The organism is Pseudomonas sp. GW821-FHT07F01, from assembly GCF_059418825.1.
The window spans coordinates 171,978-190,816 of sequence record NZ_JBWKQO010000009.1 but is presented as its reverse complement, the minus strand read 5'-3'; the positions used below and the strand labels follow the sequence as shown (position 1 = coordinate 190,816).

The window sequence follows — 18,839 nt, the reverse complement described above, 5'->3', positions numbered from 1 at the left end:
GGCTTGAAAGTATCTATTATTACGGTTTGTTATAATAGTGCCTCTACTATCAGAGGAACTATTGAGTCTGTTTTATCTCAGAGTTATGCTGATATAGAATATATAGTAATAGACGGTGGCTCTTGTGATGAAACTATTGATATAGCTATGTCATATGCTGAAAAAATAAGCTGTTTTATAACAGAAAAAGATAATGGCATTTACGATGCTATGAATAAAGGGCTTGCGTTAGCTACGGGCGATATTGTAGGTTTTTTGAACTCAGATGATTTCTACGAAAATGCAGATGTTTTATCCTCTGTTGTTGATGTTTTCTGGAGTTCTCCAGCAACTGATATAGTTTTTGGAGACGTTGTTTTTGTTGAACCATCAGAGCTAGAAAAAATTACTCGTTTTTATCGGGCAAATAGGTTCTCTTCATGGAAGTTACGCTTTGGCTGGATGCCTCCCCATCCAGCTACATTTGTTCGTAAAACTGCATATGAAAAGGTTGGTAGCTATTCGCTCAAATATAGAATTGCTGCCGATTACGAAATGTTTGTTCGTTTGCTTTGGGTTTATAGTTTTAGGTATTTATATATAGATAAAGTCCTTGTGCGTATGCGTTCAGGAGGAGTAAGTACTTCTGGTCTAAAGAGTAGTTTAAAGCTGAATCTAGAGATAGTGACTGCTTGTAGAAGTAATGGGTTATACACAAATGCATTTATGATTTTTTTGAAACTACCATTCAAGTTGTATGAGTTGATTCGCAAACCCAAAGGTATAGAAAAATGAAGCGTGTATTTCTAACCGGAGCGAGTGGTTTTGTCGGGTCGGGGATTTTAAAGCGATTAGCTTCATTTGAAGATTTTGAGGTTACTGCAGCTATCCGTAACTCTAGCGCTCCTTTACAGTATGTTATACATGGCGTTGTTAATTTAGATGCTAAAAGTTTTAGTTTGAATAATATTGATGTCGTTATTCATGCCGCTGCTAGAGTCCATATAATGAATGAGCGCTCGCTCAATGCTTTAGCTGACTATCGTAAAGTGAATGTCGAGTGGACATTAAATTTGGCGCAGCAGGCAGCGGCAAGCGGGGTTAAACGATTTATTTTTTTGAGTTCAATTAAGGTTAATGGGGAAAGTACAAGCCTCGGACAGCCATTTCGTGCAGATGATGTACCTTCACCCTCTGATTATTATGGTATTTCGAAGTTTGAGGCGGAGCAGGGCTTGCTCAAGATAGCGGCTAACTCAAAAATGGAAGTTGTAATTATAAGGCCTGTTTTAGTATATGGGGATGGAGTGAAGGCTAATTTTCACAGCTTGATTGATTGGTTGAATAAGGGGATTCCATTACCTTTTGGTAAACTATTGAACAAACGCAGTTTGGTGGCATTGGATAACTTAGTTGATTTAGTTTTTTCTTGTATGAGCCACCCAGAAGCAGCTAACCAAGTATTTCTTGTTAGTGATGATGAGGATTTGACTACAGCTCAACTTTGTCAGCGGGTTGGAAAGGCGTTGGGACGCCATATTTGGCTGTTGCCGGTTCCAGTGTTTTTGCTGCGTGTGGTTTTTCAGGCTTTTGGAAAAAAATCTCAGGGGCAACGCCTTCTTGGCTCTTTACAGGTTGATATAGAGAAAACTAAGAAGCTGCTCGGTTGGCAACCAGTGATTGGGGTTGATAAAGCGTTGAAAATAGCGGTTGATGGTTTCAGGCGTAGAGGATGATTAAGGTAAGCGCATTTTTCTTATTCATTTCTTAACTTTCGTTAGCTGTGTTGTGAGTTCTTTGGCTTGTAGCACTAAATGTGTAGTATTGAGTGTGGCGTAAGATTCATCATTTTTCTTGGTTTTGTGAATTTATAGATTTTATCTATCGTTAGTGTTGTCCTATCGGTAATGGTTCGAGGAAGGTTATGATTGGAGTTTTGTTTACGGCGGTTTTCTTCTGCTCGTTACTTTTTACCGGAGCTTTACGTCGATATGCCATTGCTAGTAGCCTGATTGATATACCTAATGAGCGTAGCTCTCATTTGTTGCCGACACCTCGTGGTGGGGGCTTGGCTATTGTCATAAGCTATCTGATAGCGTTGCCTTTGCTTGCGCTGATGGGGGTTACAACTTGGCCTACGGTAATAAGTTTGCTGGGGGCGGGGGGGATCATTGCCTTGGTTGGATTTCTCGATGATCATGGGCATATCGCTGCTCGGTGGAGATTGCTTGCTCACTTTTCTGGTGCTGGTTGGGCCTTGTATTGGTTAGGAACGGTACCCTCGATTGATGTATTTGGTGTCGTTTTTAGTTTGGATTGGATTGGGTATTTGCTGGGAGCTTTATACCTTGTCTGGTTGATTAATCTTTATAATTTTATGGACGGAATTGATGGAATTGCTAGTGCTGAAGCAATAAGTGTTTGTGGTGGTGCTTGTGTGATTTATTGGTTGAGCGGGGATAGTGGGCTGCTTTCAACTTCTTTTTTATTGGTTGCTGCAGTATCAGGTTTTCTTTATTGGAACTTCCCTCCTGCACGTATCTTCATGGGAGATGCCGGTAGCGGTTTCTTGGGTTTAGTCCTCGGGATCCTGTCTCTTCAGGCTGCATCGTCTTCCCCTCGTTTAATGTGGATTTGGTTGATTTTGCTTGGCGTTTTTGTTGTTGATGCGACTTTTACTTTACTTCGCCGTCTTATTCGTGGGGATAAGGTCTACGAAGCGCACCGTAGTCATGCTTACCAATATGCATCTCGTCAAGTTGGTCGTCATTTACCCGTTACTCTTGCTGTGGTTCTTATCAATGCGCTTTGGTTAATGCCGATTGCTATGTGTGTAAGTATCTTCGGCTTGGATGGTATGCTAGGTCTGTTAATTGCTTATTTTCCTTTATGCCTTCTTGCCATAAAGTTTCACGCAGGGGCTGTAGAAAAACTCGGATGAAATAATACATGCTTTCTAATTTATTGGTTCGTCGTGTATTATGCTTTGGCTGATTTTCGAGGGTATGAGGTTTAATCGGAATTATGGATAAAATTCGGTCGTTTTTATTAAGTCTTTCCCGTAGAAAGAAGCGTGTGCTTCAAGTGGTTGTTGATATTTTCTTGGTGTGGATTGCGTTGTGGGCGGCTTTTGTTGTGAGGTTAGGGTTTGAAGATCTTAATAATCCTTTTTTTCTTCACCTCTGGCTGTTTGTAAGTGCTCCGATAATTGCAATTCCTTTGTTTGTGAGGTTTGGGATGTATCGCGCAGTTATGCGCTACTTTGGTAATGATGCCCTTATCACAATTATAAAAGCCGTAACTTTATCTTCTCTGATTCTCTCGTTGGTTGTGTATCTTTATAGTAATCACCAGGCTGTGGTTCCTCGATCAATTGTATTTAATTACTGGTGGCTGAGCATGGTAATGATTGGTGGTTTACGGTTAGCCATGCGCCAATATTTTCTAGGCGATTGGTTTACAGCTGTTCAGCACGTACCGTTTGCCAATCGAGATGATGGTTTACTCAAGGTAGCTATTTATGGTGCGGGGTCGGCAGGTAATCAGCTAGTCGCGGCACTTAGATTGGGGCGTTTCATGCGACCTGTAGCATTTATCGATGATGATAGCAGTATTGCTGACCGCATGATTGCTGGACTACAGGTATACAAACCCAAGTATTTGCAACAGATGATCGACGAAACGGGAGCGGAAGAAATACTTTTGGCGATTCCCTCATCTACTCGCAGTCGCCGTAGAGAGATTCTTGGTTTTCTTGAAGGCTTTCCTCTTCATGTTCGAAGTGTCCCCGGCTTTATGGATTTGGCCAGTGGCCGGGTGAAGGTAGATGATATTCAAGAGGTAGATATCGCAGATTTGCTAGGGCGCGATTCTGTCCCTGCACAAGAGGATTTACTAGCGCATTGCATTAAAAGAAAAACTGTTCTGGTGACAGGCGCGGGTGGGTCTATTGGGTCTGAACTATGCCGCCAGATTATTACCTTGGGACCTACTTCTCTATTATTGCTCGATCACAGTGAGTTCAATCTTTACAGTATCTTGTCCGAACTTGAGCAGCGTGTATCGAAAGAGTCTCGACTTGTAAAAATATTGCCAATTCTTGGATCCGTACGCAACTACGAAAAGTTGCTGTCAGTCATGAAAACCTGGAGCGTCGATACGGTTTATCACGCCGCTGCATATAAGCATGTTCCGATGGTAGAACATAATATCGCTGAAGGTGTACTTAATAATGTCATGGGGACGCTCAATACCGCGCAGGCTGCCCTGCAATGTGGTGTAGCCAACTTTGTATTGATTTCTACGGATAAGGCGGTTCGCCCAACCAATGTCATGGGTAGCACCAAACGACTGGCGGAGCTTACGTTGCAGGCGTTGAGCAAGGAGCTGGCCCCGGTTCTGTTCGATGATTTGTCAAATGTGTCACGGGTTAATAAAACTCGTTTCACCATGGTCCGTTTCGGGAATGTACTGGGCTCTTCAGGTTCGGTTATTCCGCTATTCCATAAGCAGATCAAGTCTGGTGGCCCGTTGACGGTCACTCATCCAAAGATCACCCGTTATTTCATGACCATCCCAGAGGCTGCCCAATTGGTCATTCAGGCAGGTTCGATGGGGCAGGGCGGGGACGTATTTGTATTGGATATGGGCGAGCCAGTCAGAATTGTCGAGCTGGCAGAAAAAATGATTCATCTTTCCGGGCTGAGTGTTCGCTCGGAGAAAAATCCTCATGGTGATATCGCGATTGAATTTACTGGCTTGCGGCCTGGTGAAAAGCTTTACGAAGAGTTGCTGATTGGAGACAACGTCGCCGCTACTCAGCACCCGATGATCATGAGTGCCAACGAGGATCATCTACCGTGGGAAACACTCAAGCTGAAGCTCGCTGAACTCCTTGCAGCCCTTGAGTTGGACGACTATGCAAGAGTTCGCCAGTTGCTTCGCGAGACCGTAAGTGGCTACACACCGGATGGTGAAATCGTCGACTGGGTCTATCAGCAGCGTCGTCTCAAACCTTGAATCTACATAAGCAGTAACTCTCTGGCTTTTGATTTGCTCGTGGCATCAACCTAGGTTTGGAAGGCAGCTTTGGAAAGCTGCTTTCCTTACTCGATGTCATGGAGCGTCACTATGCGTAACTCTTTTTTCACCTCATTGATCTTTGCTTTTCTCGCCAGCTTTGCACTTGTCACTCAAGCAGCGCCGGGTCCCCAGACCCAGCCCGGTTCTGCGCAAGTGGCGGAGCAGGCGCCGATTCAAGCGAGCAAGGTCAACCTCAATACGGCGGATGAGGCTGTGCTGCAACGCGAGCTTTATGGGGTGGGGGCTGCCAAGGCCAAGGCGATTGTCGCTTATCGGGAAGAAAATGGGCCCTTTGCTTCGGTGGACGAGTTGCTGGAGGTCAAGGGGATTGGCAGGGCAATTCTGGAACGAAATCTGGATAAGCTCGAAGTCAATTGAGTTCTCCCGCATAACGTTTGAAGGCCGGTCTCTGACCGGCCTTTTGTATTTCATGAGTGGGGTAGCTGACAGTGAATCTCTATCGCCTGGATTGATTATTTTCATGATGGCTCGAAAATATTATGGTAATAATATTTTTGGGCGCCAAATGTTTCTGGCCGAAGGCGCTCATTACTTTCATGCATTGTCAGGAGTCCAGCTATGAGTTCGATTCAATCCCAAGGTACAGCATTGGTCACTGGGGCCTCATCCGGTATTGGAGCGGTTTATGCCGAGCGACTGGCGGCGCGAGGTTTTGATTTGTTGCTGGTTGCTCGGGATGAGGGACGTTTGAAGGTGGCAGCCAATGCGTTGAGCGATAAATATAACGTGCAAGTGGAGGTGTTGAAGGCGGATTTGACGCTTAAGAAGGACTTACTGAATGTCGAGCAACGTTTGCGCGACGACTCCCGTATCAGCTTGCTGCTGAACAATGCGGGAGTAGCTGCCAACGGGGCTTTGGCTGGCGCCGACCTGGATCAGATGGAGCACATGATTCAGCTCAATGTAGTGGCACTGACCCGGCTGGCCGGGGTGGCTGCAACGAGTTTCTCTGCGACTGGGCGTGGGGCGATTATCAATATTGCCTCGGTGGTGGCCTTGATTCCTGAGCGTTTCAACGCGACTTATAGTGCAACCAAGGCATATGTACTCAGTTTGACTCAGTCGCTGCAGGCTGAGTTGAAGGGCAGCGGGGTTCGTGTACAGGCTGTCTTGCCGGGTGTCACTCGTACCGAAATCTGGGAGCGTTCAGGGCTCGATGCCAAGGCCATTCCGGCGGAAATGGTGATGGAGGTACAGGAGATGGTCGATGCGGCGTTGAGCGGCTTGGATCAGGGTGAGTTGATTACATTGCCTTCGCTACCCGATCCTGCGGATTGGCAGGCTTTGGTGGCGGCGCGCTTGGCTCTTGGCCCCAATCTGTCCAGGAGCAGTGCGGCCGCTCGCTATAAATAAGAAGAGTAGGTTGGAGCGGATCGCTTCAGCGCCGCTCCTGTTCCTTCAGGCCCTCGCGAACCACCTCCAGTATCCGAGTTCCCAACTCCGGGTTTTCCACGCTACGAGAAAGCATGAGTGCACCGACCAAGGTGGACATGAGCATCAGGCTTCGCTCGGCTTTCTGTTCGCCTTCCAGCACCGATTCTAGTTGTTCCAGCCTGGTGTTGAGCACCTCATCTGTAGTCGCACTGGGTTGCCCGCGCTGGCCGAGTTCCGAGCTCATGGTCGGTAGCGGGCAGCCTTGATGAGGGGACTTCTGGTGCCACTCGCAGAGGTAGTTATCGATAAAGGCTGGCAGTGGATGCTCTTGTGCGAACAGTGCAGCGCAATGGGCGTCCAGCTCTTGGGCGGCGGCGCGCAGGGCTTCTTCTACCAGTTCATCCTTGGACTTGAAGTGGGAATAGAAGCCGCCATGGGTCAACCCCAGGGCTTTCATCAGGGGCTGTAGACCTGTTGCACCTATCCCGTCACGCCGAAAACGTTCTGAAGCTTCCTTGATAATGCGTTGATGAGTCTGGGCTTTATGGTCTGGCGAGTAACGCATTTGAGAAACCTCCGCAACTAGAAGGCCATTTTAACCAAGGATTATCAGATCATGCCCCTACTTCTAGGCAGGGATTGTCAGCGTTGACAGCTTCCCGACAGCTTTTCGTGAGGGCATAAGGGGGTGATTGAAGTTGGCACGATAAGTGATTACCTGCTGTTCATGAATTGTTGAACAATCGTGAGGTGCCCCCATGAGCGACGGACTATCCCTGGCGGACCACATTACTGTGGAACTGCGGGCTGACATCATCGGTGGTCGTTTATTGCCCGGAATGGCGCTGGTGGAAAGCGAGCTGGTCAGTGCCTATAACGCCTCACGCAATACCATCCGTGAAGCCCTGCACCGCCTGGGGCAGGAAGGGCTGACCTGGTACGTGCGGCACAAAGGCGTGGTGGTCCGTCGCCTTGGTGCTGATGACGTGCGGGATCTGTTCCGAGTGCGCCGTACCCTGGAGTTGCAGGCCATCGCCAATGCTCGCCCGCTACGCGAGTACCAGTCCGATCGCATGCTCGATGCCATCGAAGCGGCGGAGCTTGCCCGGGAGCGCGAGGACTGGCGCGCCGTGGGAACCCATGGCCTGCGTTTTCACCAGCATGTGGTGGGGTTGCTGGGCTCGCCACTATTCGATGAGTTCTTCACTAACGTGGTGGCGCAGTTGCGCCTGGTGTTTTGTACGGCGCCGGATGAGGCGCGGTTTCAGGCGCCCTGGCTGGTCCGCGACCGACAGATCCATGAATGGCTTCTGGAGGGTGACAAGGCGGCCGCCATCGAGGCCATGGAGTTGTACCTGGACGACTCGGAGCGCCTGCTGTTGGACATGCTCGACCAATCCCTGTGTCACTGAATGAGGGCGATACCCATGTACAAAGACTATCCAGCGGCTTATCAGGTCAGCAAAGGTTCGGCGCTACAGGTGGACAAGGCGTTTTACGAACGCATTCGGCACAATCAGGGCCAACGCCATCTGATCGAGCAGTTCGAGGTTCCGATCCGTACCGGACGCGCCTGGAAGGTGCCCGCCGGGCACGTATTTCGGGTGACCACCCCGGTAGGGCCGCAGGTGGGCGACTTCAACGTATGGAATGCCAACGATCCGCGTGAGCGCCTCTGGGCTGCGCGCACCCGGCAGTTGCAGGGGGCGCATGTCAGTACCCACGACCGGCTCTGGTCGAACCTGCCTTTTCTGCGGCCGCTGGTGACCATCACCGATGACAGCCTGGCCCATTACGGCATCGACGAGCATGGTGGCCGCCTGCACGATCTACTGGGTACCCGTTGCGACCCCTATGTGAATCGCATGCTTACCGGCGAGGACTTTCACCATCACTGCCATTCCAACCTGACGCGGGCAGTGCTGCCTCATGGCCTGACCGAGTTCGATGTGCATGATGTGTTGAACATCTTCCAGTGCACGGGCCTGAACCATGACGACATGTACTTCATGAAGGCCTGCCCGGCGCAGAAGGGGGATTATCTGGAGTTCTTCGCCGAAATCGACCTGCTCTGTGCATTGTCGACCTGTCCGGGCGGAGATCTGTCCTTGCCGATGTGGGGGCCTGAAGCCCAGGACCCGTTAAGCGTGTGCCGTCCACTGGGAGTGGAAATCTATCGTCTGGACGAATCGCTGCTCGAAGGCTGGAGCCAGCCGCAACGTGCAGCCTATAAGGGCCAGCACGGGTTGCACATTGCCAAGGCCGAATGGGAGCGCTGAGCTTCCAGGCAGCCCCTGCACGTTAGGGTGAAGGGGCTGTAGGCTTAACGATCCTGCGCTTCCTTGGCATCCATTTGTGCGTTGCGCTCGGCCACGCGCTTGCGTTGCTCATCGGTCAGCTCGACCTTGTTGGCGGTGTCGCGCAGCATCATCAAGCCGCCAACGATAGAACCGATAGCAACCACCAGAATCAACCAGGCATACCAGGGCATAGGGCTCTCCTTAATGGGCAGTAGCCCGCAGGCGAAGGTTCGCCTTCGGGCCTGCCTATAACGCTTTGAGTTAAAGCGCTTCGCAGTGGTTCCATTGTATGCCTGATCCGCCTGGTGCGAGCAGAGCGCGGTTCAACGGCCGGTGAGCATGGCGTCCACCGGCGCGTCGGCCCGCAGTTGCCCGGTTAGCAGGAAGTAGATGAAGCCCAGGGCCATGAACACCAGAAATATCAGGCCGATCAGGGCATTGAACCAAGCCATGGCCACCAGGCAGACCGCGGCCAGTGCCAGGGCGATGGCCGGCACCAGCGGGTAGCCCGGGGCGCGGAAGCTGCGTGGCAGATTCGGTTCCGCCCTGCGCAGTTTGAACAGGCTGAGCATGCTCATGATGTACATCACGATGGCACCGAACACCGCCATGGTGATCATGGCGGCAGTGAGGGTCATGCCGCCAAGGTTGATCAGGCCATCGCTGTAGATGGCGGCGATGCCGATCAGGCCGCCGGCGATGATCGCCCGATGTGGCGTCTGAAAGCGCGACAGCCTGGCCAAGGAGGCAGGCAGGTAACCGGCCCGGGCCAGGGCGAAGAACTGGCGCGAATAGCCGAGGATGATCCCGTGGAAACTTGCCACCAGGCCGAACAGGCCGATCCATACCAGCATGTGCAGCCAGCCGGAACTGTCACCCACAACGGTCTTCATCGCCTGGGGCAGCGGGTCGTTGATGTTCGACAAGCTGCGCCAGTCCCCCACGCCGCCGGCGAAGAACATCACCCCCATGGCCAGCAGCACCAGGGTCAGGATGCCGCTGATATAGGCTTTGGGAATGGTGCGCTTGGGGTCCTTGGCTTCTTCGGCAGCCATGGCCGCGCCTTCGATGGCCAGGAAGAACCAGATGGCGAAGGGAATGGCGGCGAACATCCCGGCAATTGCCGGGGCGCCGAAGGCGTCGGCGCCTGCCCAGCCGTTGAGGGCGAAGTTGCTGAAGCTGAAGGCCGGGGCCACCACGCCCATGAACACCAGGAGTTCGGCCACCGCCAGCACGCAGACCACCAGTTCAAAGGTGGCTGCCAGTTTCACCCCGAGAATGTTCAGGCCCATGAATACGATGTAGGCGCCAACCGCCGCATGTTTCGGATCCAAGGCCGGGAATTGCACGTTCAGGTAAGCGCCGATGGCCAGGGCGATGGCGGGAGGGGCGAAGACGAATTCGATCAGGGTGGCCAGCCCCGCGATCAAGCCGCCTTTTTCACCAAAGGCGCGACGGCTGTAGGCAAACGGGCCGCCGGCGTGGGGAATCGCCGTGGTCAGCTCGGTGAAACTGAATATAAAGCAGGTATACATGGTTGCCACCATCAGCGAGGTCACGAGAAACCCCAGGGTTCCTGCCACGCCCCAGCCATAGCTCCAGCCGAAGTACTCCCCGGAAATCACCAGTCCGACTGCGATGCCCCATAAATGCAGCGTGCCCAAGGTGGGCTTGAGTTGTGTGTTCATCGGTTGCTCCCTGAACGATTAGGACGTGCTCGCGGCTGTTCTGTGCAGTGCCCATGCCAGTTCCTGGAGCACCGTCGTAAAGCACGAAAAGCTGTCGTATCGAGGATGTTTCGCCGATTTTTAGCACTATTGACCTTCAGTGCATGGGGGCGTGATGCCTCGCATCGGGGCAGCCGCGCTCCAGAGGCGAGCGATGCGCTTCATCGCCCCTCGTAAAGGCTGGATGACGCCAGTCTTTACGCTTTCTTTATGCGCTGCCCGCCCCGTCGATCTCGTTCCTTTACAGGCACCCTGCGGACAATGTCTGCATTCGCGGCAATCGCCGTACCACGGAGACATTCCATGAACATTCTGGACGCGGTGTCGCTGCTGCTGGCAGTGGGCCTGTTCATTTATCTATTGGTTGCGCTGCTGCGCGCGGATCGGAACTAGGAGCTGCGGTTATGCACAGTTATGACTATTGGCTGATCCTCGCCTTCTTCGCTCTGGTGCTGTTGCCCGCACCTTGGCTGGGGCGCTTCTACTACCGGGTGATGGAGGGCCAGCGCACCTGGCTGACCCCGGTCCTGGGCCCGGTGGAGCGTGTCTGCTATCGAATCTCCGGGGTCGATCCACAGGTTGAGCAGAGCTGGCAGAAATACACCCTGGCTCTGCTGGCCTTCAACCTGGCCGGGTTTGTCCTGCTGTTTGCCATCTTGCTGTTTCAGGATCACCTGCCGCTCAATCCGCAGCATCTTCCGGGGCAGGAATGGACGCTGGCGTTCAACACCGCAGTCAGTTTCATGACCAACACCAACTGGCAGTCCTACAGCGGCGAAGCCTCTCTGAGCTACCTCAGCCAGATGGTCGGCCTTACCGTGCAGAACTTCGTCAGCGCTGCCACCGGGCTGGCGGTGCTGGTTGCCTTGTGCCGCGGCATTGGCCGGCGTTCGGTGCGCACCCTGGGCAACTTCTGGGTCGATATGACCCGCGCCACCCTCTACGGCCTGCTGCCGCTGTGCCTGCTGCTGGCGCTGTTCCTGGTCTGGCAGGGCGTACCCCAGACCTTTGCCCATTACGTGGACGCCCTGACCCTGCAGGGCAATGACCAGGTCATTCCGCTGGGCCCGGCCGCCAGTCAGATTGCCATCAAACAGTTGGGCACCAACGGTGGCGGTTTCTTCGGCGTCAACTCGGCGCACCCGTTCGAGAACCCCACGGCCTGGAGCAATCTGTTCGAACTGGTATCGATCATCCTGATTCCGGTGGCCCTGGTGTTCACCTTCGGCCATTACGTCAAGGACCTGCGTCAGAGCCGGGCGATCATCGCCTGCATGTTCGCCTTGTTCCTGATCGGCGGTGCTACCTCGCTGTGGGCGGAGTATCAACCCAACCCGGCGTTGCAGAACGCAGCGGTAGAGCAGGCTGCGCCCATGGAAGGCAAGGAAGCCCGCTTCGGCACCACTGCCACGGTGCTCTGGTCGGTGACCACCACTGCGGCCTCCAACGGTTCGGTGAATGGCATGCACGACAGCCTCAACCCGCTGAGCGGCATGGTGGCGCTAATCAACATGATGGTCGGCGAAGTGATCTTCGGCGGCGTCGGCGCGGGCCTCTACGGAATGTTGCTGAACGTGTTGATCGCAGTGTTCCTGGCCGGGCTGATGATCGGTCGCACCCCGGAATACCTGGGCAAGAAGCTACAGGCCAAGGAGGTGCAGTTGCTGGTAGTGACCCTGATGGTGATGCCCATCGGCGTCCTGGTGCTGGGCGCCCTGGCCGCCAGCTTGCCGGGGCCGGCAGCAGCCATCAGCAACCCGGGGGCCCATGGCTTCAGTCAACTGCTCTACGCCTACACTTCGGCCAGCGCCAACAACGGCTCGGCGTTCGGTGGCTTCAGCGCCAATACCCCGTTCCATAACCTGATGCTGGGCCTGGGCATGCTGATCGGTCGCTTCGGCTACATCCTGCCGGTGCTGGCCCTGGCCGGCAGCCTGGCGATGAAGAAGACCGCACCCATCGGCCAGAACAGTTTTCCCACCCATGGCCCGCTGTTCGTGGCCTTGCTGACCGTGACCATCTTGCTGGTGGGCGGCCTGACCTTCCTGCCGACCCTGGCGCTGGGCCCAATCGCCGAACATCTGAGCATGGGCTTCTGAGGACCTGATGATGAATATGCATGTTCCTGCCTCGAACAAAGCCGCCGATGCGCTCGCCAAGAGCCAGCCGGCCAAGGCCGAAGTGGCGAGTACCGCAATCTCTGCCCTGTGGCGCCCGGCGCTGATCCAGGCTTTCGTCAAGCTTGACCCGCGCCAGTTGCAGCGCTCGCCAGTGATGCTGGTGGTGGAACTGACAGCGATCCTGACCACCGTGCTGTGTTTCATTCCGGACACCGCAGTGCCGACCTTCGTCGCCGCCCAGATTGCTCTCTGGCTGTGGTTCACGGTGCTCTTTGCCAACTTCGCCGAGGCCCTGGCGGAAGGCCGCGGCAAGGCTCGCGCCGACAGCCTCAAGGCCGGCAGTGAGGGCTTGAGCGCCCGCCGCCGGGCCAGCGACGGCAGCTATCAGCTGGTGCCGGCGGTCAATCTGCGCAAAGGCGACGTGGTGCGGGTCGAAGCCGGCGAAATGATTCCCGGCGATGGCGAGGTGATCGAAGGTATCGCCGCGGTCAACGAAGCGGCAATCACTGGTGAATCGGCTCCGGTGATCCGGGAATCCGGCGGTGATCGTTCGGCGGTGACCGGCAATACCCGGCTGGTCTCCGACTGGCTGCTGGTGCGCATTACCAGCAACCCTGGCGAGTCGACCCTGGACCGCATGATCGCTCTGGTGGAAGGCGCCAAGCGGCAGAAGACACCGAACGAAGTGGCCCTGGATATCCTGCTGATCGGCCTGACCCTGATCTTCCTGCTGGTGGTGGTGACCCTGCAGCCCTTCGCCCACTTTGCCAATGGCAGCCTGCCGCTGGTGTTCCTGGTGGCGCTGCTGGTGACCCTGATCCCCACCACCATCGGCGGCCTGCTCTCGGCCATCGGGATTGCCGGGATGGACCGCCTGGTGCGCTTGAACGTGATCGCCAAGTCCGGGCGTGCGGTGGAGGCGGCGGGGGACGTGCACGTGTTGCTGCTGGACAAGACCGGCACCATCACTTTCGGTAACCGCCGTTGCAGCGCCATCTACCCGGCGCCGGGTGTCAGTGCCCAGGTACTGGCCGAAGCGGCTTTGATGGCCTCCCTGGCGGACGACACCGCCGAAGGCAAGTCCATCGTCGAGTACCTGCGGGAGCTTTATCCACAGCCCGAGCCGGGCAGCGATCTGCTGACGGCAGTGCCTTTCAGCGCTGAAACCCGACTGTCCGGGGTCGATTACCAGGGCCGGGTCTATCGCAAGGGTGCAGTGGATTCGGTGTTGAGTTTCGTCGGCCTCAAACGCAGCGAGCTGGCACCGGCCCTGTCCCGGGAGATCGACAAGATCGCCCAGAGCGGCGGCACCCCGCTGCTGGTCTGTGCCGAGGGCCGGATGCTCGGCGCCATTCACCTCAAGGACGTGGTCAAGCCCGGCATTCGCGAGCGTTTCGCCGAGTTGCGCAAACTGGGTATCCGTACCGTGATGGTGACCGGCGACAACCCGCTGACCGCCGCGGCCATTGCCGCCGAAGCCGGAGTCGACGATGTGCTGGCCGAGGCCACGCCGGAGAAGAAGCTGGCGCGCATTCGCCACGAGCAAAACGACGGGCGTCTGGTGGCCATGTGCGGTGATGGCGCCAACGACGCACCGGCATTGGCCCAGGCCGATGTCGGCATGGCCATGAACGACGGCACCCAGGCGGCGCGCGAGGCGGCCAACATGGTCGACCTGGACAGCGACCCGACCAAGCTGCTGGATGTGGTGCAGATCGGCAAGGAGCTGCTGGTGACCCGGGGTGCCCTGACCACCTTCTCCATCGCCAACGACGTGGCCAAGTACTTCGCCATCCTGCCGGCGCTGTTCGCGGCGATTTATCCACAGCTGGGGGTGCTCAACATCATGGGGCTGGCCAGCCCGCAGAGCGCAATCCTTTCGGCCATCGTGTTCAACGCCCTGATCATCGTGGTGCTGATCCCCCTGGCATTGCGTGGGGTGCGGGTACAGGCGGCCAGTGCCGCGCACCTGCTGCGGCGCAACCTGTTGATCTACGGCGTGGGTGGCATCGTCGTGCCCTTTGTCGGGATCAAGCTGATCGACATGCTGTTGACTGCGCTGCACCTGGTGTAACCGGCCTGCAGATCTGAACGAATCGAGGAGTGAGAAATGACTAGCGTAGTGCGTCCGGCCTTGAGCCTGATTGTGTTGATGACCCTGATCACCGGTGTGGCCTATCCCCTGGTGGTGACCGGCGTGGCCCAGTTGGCCTTCCCGGAACAGGCCAATGGCAGCCTGGTGCGCGATGCCGACGGCAGGGTGCGGGGTTCGGCCCTGATCGCCCAGGATTTCGTCGGTGATGCCTGGTTCCATCCGCGCCCTTCGGCGGGGGCCTTTGCCACGGTATCCAGCTCCGCCAGCAACCTGGCGCCGAGCAACCCGGCCCTGGCCACGAGGGTGATCGAGGATGCCGGCAAGCTCCTGGTACCGGGGCAGGGGCCGGTGCCCCTGGCATTGCTGACCACTTCGGGCAGCGGCCTCGATCCACACTTGCCACCGCAGGCAATTGACTATCAACTGGCGCGGGTCGCGGCGGCGCGCAACCTGTCGCCAGCCAAGTTGCAGGCCCTGGTGGACGCCCATATAGAGCAGCCGCTGGTGGGGCCGCCGGTGGTCAATGTACTGGCCCTGAACCTGGCCCTGGAACAGCTGTAGCCGCTGCCGAACCTGCGAGGCATGCAAAATGCCCCGCGGGGGCTTCCAGCCCCAGGGAGCGCTGGCAAACGCAACTGAAGTGAGCGCAGATTGAACCGAATGTCTTGTCGCAGAGAGATAACCCATGAGTGATTCCGGTCGCGCCGACGCGCTGCTAGCCGAGCTGCCACGGGACGGCCGCGGCCGGCTCAAGGTGTTCCTGGGCGCCGCCCCCGGGGTTGGCAAGACCTACGCCATGCTCCAGGCGGCCCATAGCCAACTGCGCCAAGGGGTCAAGGTGCTTGCCGGGGTGGTGGAGACCCACGGCCGCGCCGAGACCGAAGCCTTGTTGAGCGGGCTGCCCCAGCAGCCCTTGGTGCGTTCGGAATACCGTGGCGTATTGCTGGAGGAAATGGACCTCGACGGCCTGCTCAAGGCCAAGCCCAAGCTGGTACTGGTGGACGAACTGGCCCACAGCAATGCCCCGGGCAGCCGGCACGCCAAGCGCTGGCAGGACATTCAGGAGTTGCTGGCGGCCGGGATCGACGTCTTCACCACGGTCAATGTCCAGCACCTGGAAAGCCTCAATGACCAGGTGCGCGGCATTACCGGGGTCCAGGTGCGCGAAACCCTGCCTGACTGGGTGTTGCAAGAGGCCTATGAGTTGCTGCTGGTGGACTTGCCGCCCCGAGAGCTGCTGGAGCGTCTGCGGGACGGCAAGGTCTACGTGCCGGAGCAGGCGCGGGCGGCCATCGATGCATTTTTCACCCAGACCAACCTCACCGCCCTGCGCGAACTGGCGATGCAGACCGCCGCCGCCCAGGTGGACAACGACCTGGCCCAGGGCTATCGCCAGTTGGGGCAGGCGGCACCGGCGGTGCGCGGGCGGCTGCTGGTGGGTATCGACGGCGATGCCCAGGCCGAGCGGCTGGTACGTCACGCCAGCCGTGTGGCTCAGCGTCGCCACCTGCCCTGGAGCCTGGTGCATGTGGATAACGGCCGGTTGCGCGACGAGCAGGCACGCTTGCGCTTGCAGGCCGCTCAACAACTGGCCGAGCGCCTGGGCGGGGAAGTGGTCCTGTTGCGTGCCGGCGAGGTGGCCAAGACCCTGATCCAGCACGCCGCGGAGCGTCGCGCCAGCCTGCTGCTGGTGGGGCAGTCCAGGCGCCGCTGGCGCCGGCGCTGGTTCGGTGGCGGCCTGGCGGCGCGCTTGCTGCGCAATGCCGATGGCCTGGAGATCAATGTCCTGGACAGCGAGCCCCAGCCCCATCAGCCGGGCCTGCGGGTCAAGCATTCGCTGATCTGGTTCGACTACGTCCTGGCAGTCCTGGCCACCCTCCTGGCCAGCGCCCTGGCCTGGGGGGTGGCCAGTGTCCTGCCGTTGCCGAACATCTCCCTGGTGTTCCTCGCCGCGGTGCTGCTGGTGGCGGTGCGCAGCAGCCTGGGGCCGGCCCTGGCTTGCGCGGCGCTGTCCTTTCTCAGTTATGACTTCCTGTTCATTCCGCCGAACTTCTCCCTGGCCATCCAGCGGGAAGAGGATGTGCTGACCCTGCTGTTCTTCCTGCTCATGGCCGCGCTGACCGGCAATCTGGCGGCCCGCCAGCGCCGGCAGTTGCAGGCGTTGCGCGATACCCAGGAGGAAACCGGCGAGCTCCTGGACCTGTCGCGCAAGTTGACTGCCGCCACTGACCGGCAAGCGGTGATCAGCGCCGCGGCCCAGCATTTGAATGGTCGCGACGAGTTGCGTGTCTGCCTGATCAACCGCGACGGGCAGGGTGGATGGAAAGTCGAGACCGGTGGTTCGCCGCAGTTCTCCGAGGCCGAGCGCGCGGCGGCCGACTGGGCCTGGCAGCATGACCAGCCGGCGGGGCTGGGCACCGGGACCTTGCCCTTTGGTCGATGGTGGTGGTGGCCGCTGTCGGTGGATGACGGGCCCCTGGGGTTGCTCGGTGTCTGCCCCCGTGAGGGTGAAGAGTTCAGCGGCCAGCGCCGACGACTGCTCACTGCGCTCAGCCAGCCACTGGCCCAGGCCCTGGCACGGGCGCGGCTGGCCGAGGACCTGGAAGCGGCGAGGCTGCACGGGGAGACCGAACAGTTGCGCAGCGCCTTGCTGGCTTCGGTATCCCATGACCTGCGCACACCGCTGACCTCAATGCGCGGCAGTATCGACAGCCTGCTGGCCCTGGGGGAAGCGATCCCCCTGGAAGATCGGCGAGAGCTGCTGGAGGGCACGCGGGATGAGGCCGAGCGCCTGGACCGCTATATACAGAACCTGCTGGACATGACCCGGCTCGGCCATGGGGCCCTGAAGCTGGCCCGGGACTGGGTCGCGCCGGGGGATATCGTCGGCAGTGCCCTGAACCGCCTGCGGGCGGTGCTGGCGCCGTTGCAAGTGGCCACCGAACTGCCAGCGGACTTGCCCTTGCTCTACGTTCATGCGGCGCTGATCGAGCAGGCGCTGGTCAATGTGCTGGAGAATGCTGCCCGCTTCTCGCCACCCCATGGCCATCTGCAGTTGAAAGTCGGTGCCAGCGAGCAGGAATTGAGCTTCGCCGTCAGTGATGAGGGCCCGGGGATTCCCGAGGATGAGCGGGCAAAGATCTTCGACATGTTCTACACCGCTGCCCGTGGCGACCGCGGCGGGCAAGGCACCGGCCTGGGCCTGGCGATCTGCCAGGGCATGGTCGGCGCCCATGGCGGGCATATCAGTGTCGCCGAGGGCATTGGCGGCAAGGGGACATGCATCACCTTGCACCTGCCGTTGCAGACCCAGCCGGAGCTTGAGTCCGACCTGTGAATACCTGTAGAACGCGCTGCGGCCTTGCCGCGTCAGCGCCACACGGATGCGGCATGCCTTGCGCTACGCTTTTGCCTCTTAATTTGTCTTGAACTGAAACCATGAGCCAGACCGCGACCATCCTGGTCATCGACGACGAGCCGCAGATTCGCAAGTTCCTGCGCATCAGCCTGGCGTCCCAGGGATACAAAGTGATTGAAGCCGGGACCGGCACCGAAGGCCTGGCCCAGGCCGCCTTGAACAAACCGGACCTGCTGGTACTTGATTTGGGGCTGCCGGACATGGATGGGCAGCAGGTGCTGCGCGAGTTTCGCGAGTGGTCGGCGGTGCCGGTGCTGGTGCTTTCGGTGCGTGCCAGCGAGCTGCAGAAGGTCGAGGCGCTGGATGGTGGTGCCAACGACTATGTGACCAAGCCTTTCGGTATCCAGGAGTTCCTGGCGCGGATTCGCGCCCTGTTGCGCCAGGCGCCGAGCGGGGAAGTGCAGGAGGCGGCGTTGCAAGTGGGGCCGCTGACGGTCGACCTGGCTTATCGGCGGGTGCTGCTGGACGGTGTCGAAGTGGCCCTGACCCGCAAGGAATATGCGGTGCTGGCCCAGCTGGCGCGGCACCCGGGGCGGGTGATTACCCAGCAGCAACTGCTCAAGGACATCTGGGGCCCGACCCACACCGAGGACAGTCATTACCTGCGGATCGTGGTCGGGCACTTGCGCCAGAAGCTGGCGGACGATCCGACCCGGCCACGCTTCATCGTCACCGAGGCGGGGGTCGGCTACCGCTTGCTGGGCGCCGATTCCTGAGTTTGCG

Annotated in this window: 17 protein-coding genes; 14 read left to right on the top strand and 3 right to left on the bottom strand. The window is 57.5% G+C overall.

Annotation, left to right across the window (positions count from 1 at the left end; genetic code table 11):
* Positions 1-3 precede the first annotated feature (3 nt).
* The 6 genes from AC07R1_RS29450 to AC07R1_RS29425 all read left to right on the top strand — a co-directional run bounded on the left by AC07R1_RS29450 (position 4) and on the right by AC07R1_RS29425 (position 6,435).
* The gene (locus AC07R1_RS29450) at positions 4-774 is read left to right on the top strand and encodes a glycosyltransferase family 2 protein (RefSeq protein WP_495111201.1); all 771 of its coding nucleotides are present in this window, start codon (positions 4-6) and stop codon (positions 772-774) included.
* On the top strand, positions 771-1,715 hold the full coding sequence (locus AC07R1_RS29445; protein WP_495111200.1) for a UDP-glucose 4-epimerase family protein: 945 nt from the start codon (positions 771-773) through the stop codon (positions 1,713-1,715). The genes AC07R1_RS29450 and AC07R1_RS29445 overlap by 4 nt, the downstream gene beginning before the upstream one ends.
* A gap of 188 nt (positions 1,716-1,903) precedes the next feature.
* Positions 1,904-2,920: an MraY family glycosyltransferase gene (locus AC07R1_RS29440; protein WP_495111199.1), complete on the top strand. Its 1,017-nt coding sequence runs from the start codon at positions 1,904-1,906 to the stop codon at positions 2,918-2,920.
* 83 nt (positions 2,921-3,003) lie between these two features.
* On the top strand, positions 3,004-4,998 hold the full coding sequence (locus AC07R1_RS29435; RefSeq protein WP_495111198.1) for a polysaccharide biosynthesis protein: 1,995 nt from the start codon (positions 3,004-3,006) through the stop codon (positions 4,996-4,998).
* A 111-nt stretch (positions 4,999-5,109) separates the two neighbouring features.
* Positions 5,110-5,439, top strand: a complete 330-nt coding sequence (locus AC07R1_RS29430; RefSeq protein WP_125063004.1) for a ComEA family DNA-binding protein — start codon at positions 5,110-5,112, stop codon at positions 5,437-5,439.
* A 201-nt stretch (positions 5,440-5,640) separates the two neighbouring features.
* Positions 5,641-6,435 carry an SDR family NAD(P)-dependent oxidoreductase gene (locus AC07R1_RS29425; protein ID WP_103289558.1) on the top strand — a complete coding sequence of 265 codons (795 nt, stop codon included), beginning with the start codon at positions 5,641-5,643 and terminating at the stop codon, positions 6,433-6,435.
* A 25-nt stretch (positions 6,436-6,460) separates the two neighbouring features.
* Here the strand turns inward: AC07R1_RS29425 and AC07R1_RS29420 are convergent, their stop codons facing one another.
* Positions 6,461-7,021, bottom strand: a complete 561-nt coding sequence (locus AC07R1_RS29420; RefSeq protein WP_072442838.1) for a TetR/AcrR family transcriptional regulator — start codon at positions 7,019-7,021, stop codon at positions 6,461-6,463.
* Positions 7,022-7,214: 193 nt separating this feature from the next.
* Between AC07R1_RS29420 and AC07R1_RS29415 the strand changes: the two genes are divergently transcribed.
* Positions 7,215-7,868, top strand: coding sequence for a GntR family transcriptional regulator (locus AC07R1_RS29415; RefSeq protein WP_041119412.1), 654 nt, complete (start codon positions 7,215-7,217; stop codon positions 7,866-7,868).
* Positions 7,869-7,883: 15 nt separating this feature from the next.
* Positions 7,884-8,735, top strand: a complete 852-nt coding sequence (locus AC07R1_RS29410) for an urea carboxylase-associated family protein (RefSeq protein ID WP_011062572.1) — start codon at positions 7,884-7,886, stop codon at positions 8,733-8,735.
* Positions 8,736-8,779: 44 nt separating this feature from the next.
* Here AC07R1_RS29410 and AC07R1_RS29405 read toward each other — a convergent pair whose 3' ends face one another.
* Both AC07R1_RS29405 and eat read right to left on the bottom strand, forming a co-directional pair.
* Positions 8,780-8,947, bottom strand: a complete 168-nt coding sequence (locus AC07R1_RS29405) for a DUF2897 family protein (RefSeq protein ID WP_011062571.1) — start codon at positions 8,945-8,947, stop codon at positions 8,780-8,782.
* 132 nt (positions 8,948-9,079) lie between these two features.
* On the bottom strand, positions 9,080-10,444 hold the full coding sequence (gene eat, locus AC07R1_RS29400) for an ethanolamine permease (protein WP_011062570.1): 1,365 nt from the start codon (positions 10,442-10,444) through the stop codon (positions 9,080-9,082).
* 342 nt (positions 10,445-10,786) lie between these two features.
* Between eat and kdpF the strand changes: the two genes are divergently transcribed.
* From kdpF to AC07R1_RS29370, 6 genes are all read left to right on the top strand, one after another.
* Positions 10,787-10,876, top strand: coding sequence for a K(+)-transporting ATPase subunit F (gene kdpF, locus AC07R1_RS29395; RefSeq protein WP_019092894.1), 90 nt, complete (start codon positions 10,787-10,789; stop codon positions 10,874-10,876).
* A gap of 11 nt (positions 10,877-10,887) precedes the next feature.
* Positions 10,888-12,582: a potassium-transporting ATPase subunit KdpA gene (gene kdpA / locus AC07R1_RS29390; RefSeq protein ID WP_495111197.1), complete on the top strand. Its 1,695-nt coding sequence runs from the start codon at positions 10,888-10,890 to the stop codon at positions 12,580-12,582.
* A gap of 10 nt (positions 12,583-12,592) precedes the next feature.
* Positions 12,593-14,677, top strand: coding sequence for a potassium-transporting ATPase subunit KdpB (kdpB, locus tag AC07R1_RS29385; RefSeq protein ID WP_065365464.1), 2,085 nt, complete (start codon positions 12,593-12,595; stop codon positions 14,675-14,677).
* A gap of 36 nt (positions 14,678-14,713) precedes the next feature.
* On the top strand, positions 14,714-15,259 hold the full coding sequence (gene kdpC / locus AC07R1_RS29380; protein ID WP_011062567.1) for a potassium-transporting ATPase subunit KdpC: 546 nt from the start codon (positions 14,714-14,716) through the stop codon (positions 15,257-15,259).
* Positions 15,260-15,383: 124 nt separating this feature from the next.
* Entirely contained in the window at positions 15,384-18,035 is a 2,652-nt protein-coding gene (locus AC07R1_RS29375) for a DUF4118 domain-containing protein (RefSeq protein WP_065365466.1), read from the top strand.
* 101 nt (positions 18,036-18,136) lie between these two features.
* Positions 18,137-18,832 carry a response regulator gene (locus AC07R1_RS29370; RefSeq protein ID WP_011062565.1) on the top strand — a complete coding sequence of 232 codons (696 nt, stop codon included), beginning with the start codon at positions 18,137-18,139 and terminating at the stop codon, positions 18,830-18,832.
* Positions 18,833-18,839 lie beyond the last annotated feature (7 nt).

Bases quoted from the DNA above. Each gene is read 5' to 3' on its own strand.
- AC07R1_RS29445 (WP_495111200.1), top strand. From the start codon at position 771: ATGAAGCGTGTATTTCTAACCGGAGCGAGTGGTTTTGTCGGGTCGGGG.
- AC07R1_RS29410 (WP_011062572.1), top strand. From the start codon at position 7,884: ATGTACAAAGACTATCCAGCGGCTTATCAGGTCAGCAAAGGTTCGGCG.
- kdpB (WP_065365464.1), top strand. From the start codon at position 12,593: ATGAATATGCATGTTCCTGCCTCGAACAAAGCCGCCGATGCGCTCGCC.
- kdpF (WP_019092894.1), top strand. From the start codon at position 10,787: ATGAACATTCTGGACGCGGTGTCGCTGCTGCTGGCAGTGGGCCTGTTC.
- AC07R1_RS29440 (WP_495111199.1), top strand. From the start codon at position 1,904: ATGATTGGAGTTTTGTTTACGGCGGTTTTCTTCTGCTCGTTACTTTTT.
- AC07R1_RS29425 (WP_103289558.1), top strand. From the start codon at position 5,641: ATGAGTTCGATTCAATCCCAAGGTACAGCATTGGTCACTGGGGCCTCA.
- AC07R1_RS29405 (WP_011062571.1), bottom strand. From the start codon at position 8,947: ATGCCCTGGTATGCCTGGTTGATTCTGGTGGTTGCTATCGGTTCTATC.
- AC07R1_RS29370 (WP_011062565.1), top strand. From the start codon at position 18,137: ATGAGCCAGACCGCGACCATCCTGGTCATCGACGACGAGCCGCAGATT.
- AC07R1_RS29430 (WP_125063004.1), top strand. From the start codon at position 5,110: ATGCGTAACTCTTTTTTCACCTCATTGATCTTTGCTTTTCTCGCCAGC.
- AC07R1_RS29415 (WP_041119412.1), top strand. From the start codon at position 7,215: ATGAGCGACGGACTATCCCTGGCGGACCACATTACTGTGGAACTGCGG.
- eat (WP_011062570.1), bottom strand. From the start codon at position 10,444: ATGAACACACAACTCAAGCCCACCTTGGGCACGCTGCATTTATGGGGC.
- kdpA (WP_495111197.1), top strand. From the start codon at position 10,888: ATGCACAGTTATGACTATTGGCTGATCCTCGCCTTCTTCGCTCTGGTG.
- kdpC (WP_011062567.1), top strand. From the start codon at position 14,714: ATGACTAGCGTAGTGCGTCCGGCCTTGAGCCTGATTGTGTTGATGACC.
- AC07R1_RS29420 (WP_072442838.1), bottom strand. From the start codon at position 7,021: ATGCGTTACTCGCCAGACCATAAAGCCCAGACTCATCAACGCATTATC.
- AC07R1_RS29435 (WP_495111198.1), top strand. From the start codon at position 3,004: ATGGATAAAATTCGGTCGTTTTTATTAAGTCTTTCCCGTAGAAAGAAG.
- AC07R1_RS29375 (WP_065365466.1), top strand. From the start codon at position 15,384: ATGAGTGATTCCGGTCGCGCCGACGCGCTGCTAGCCGAGCTGCCACGG.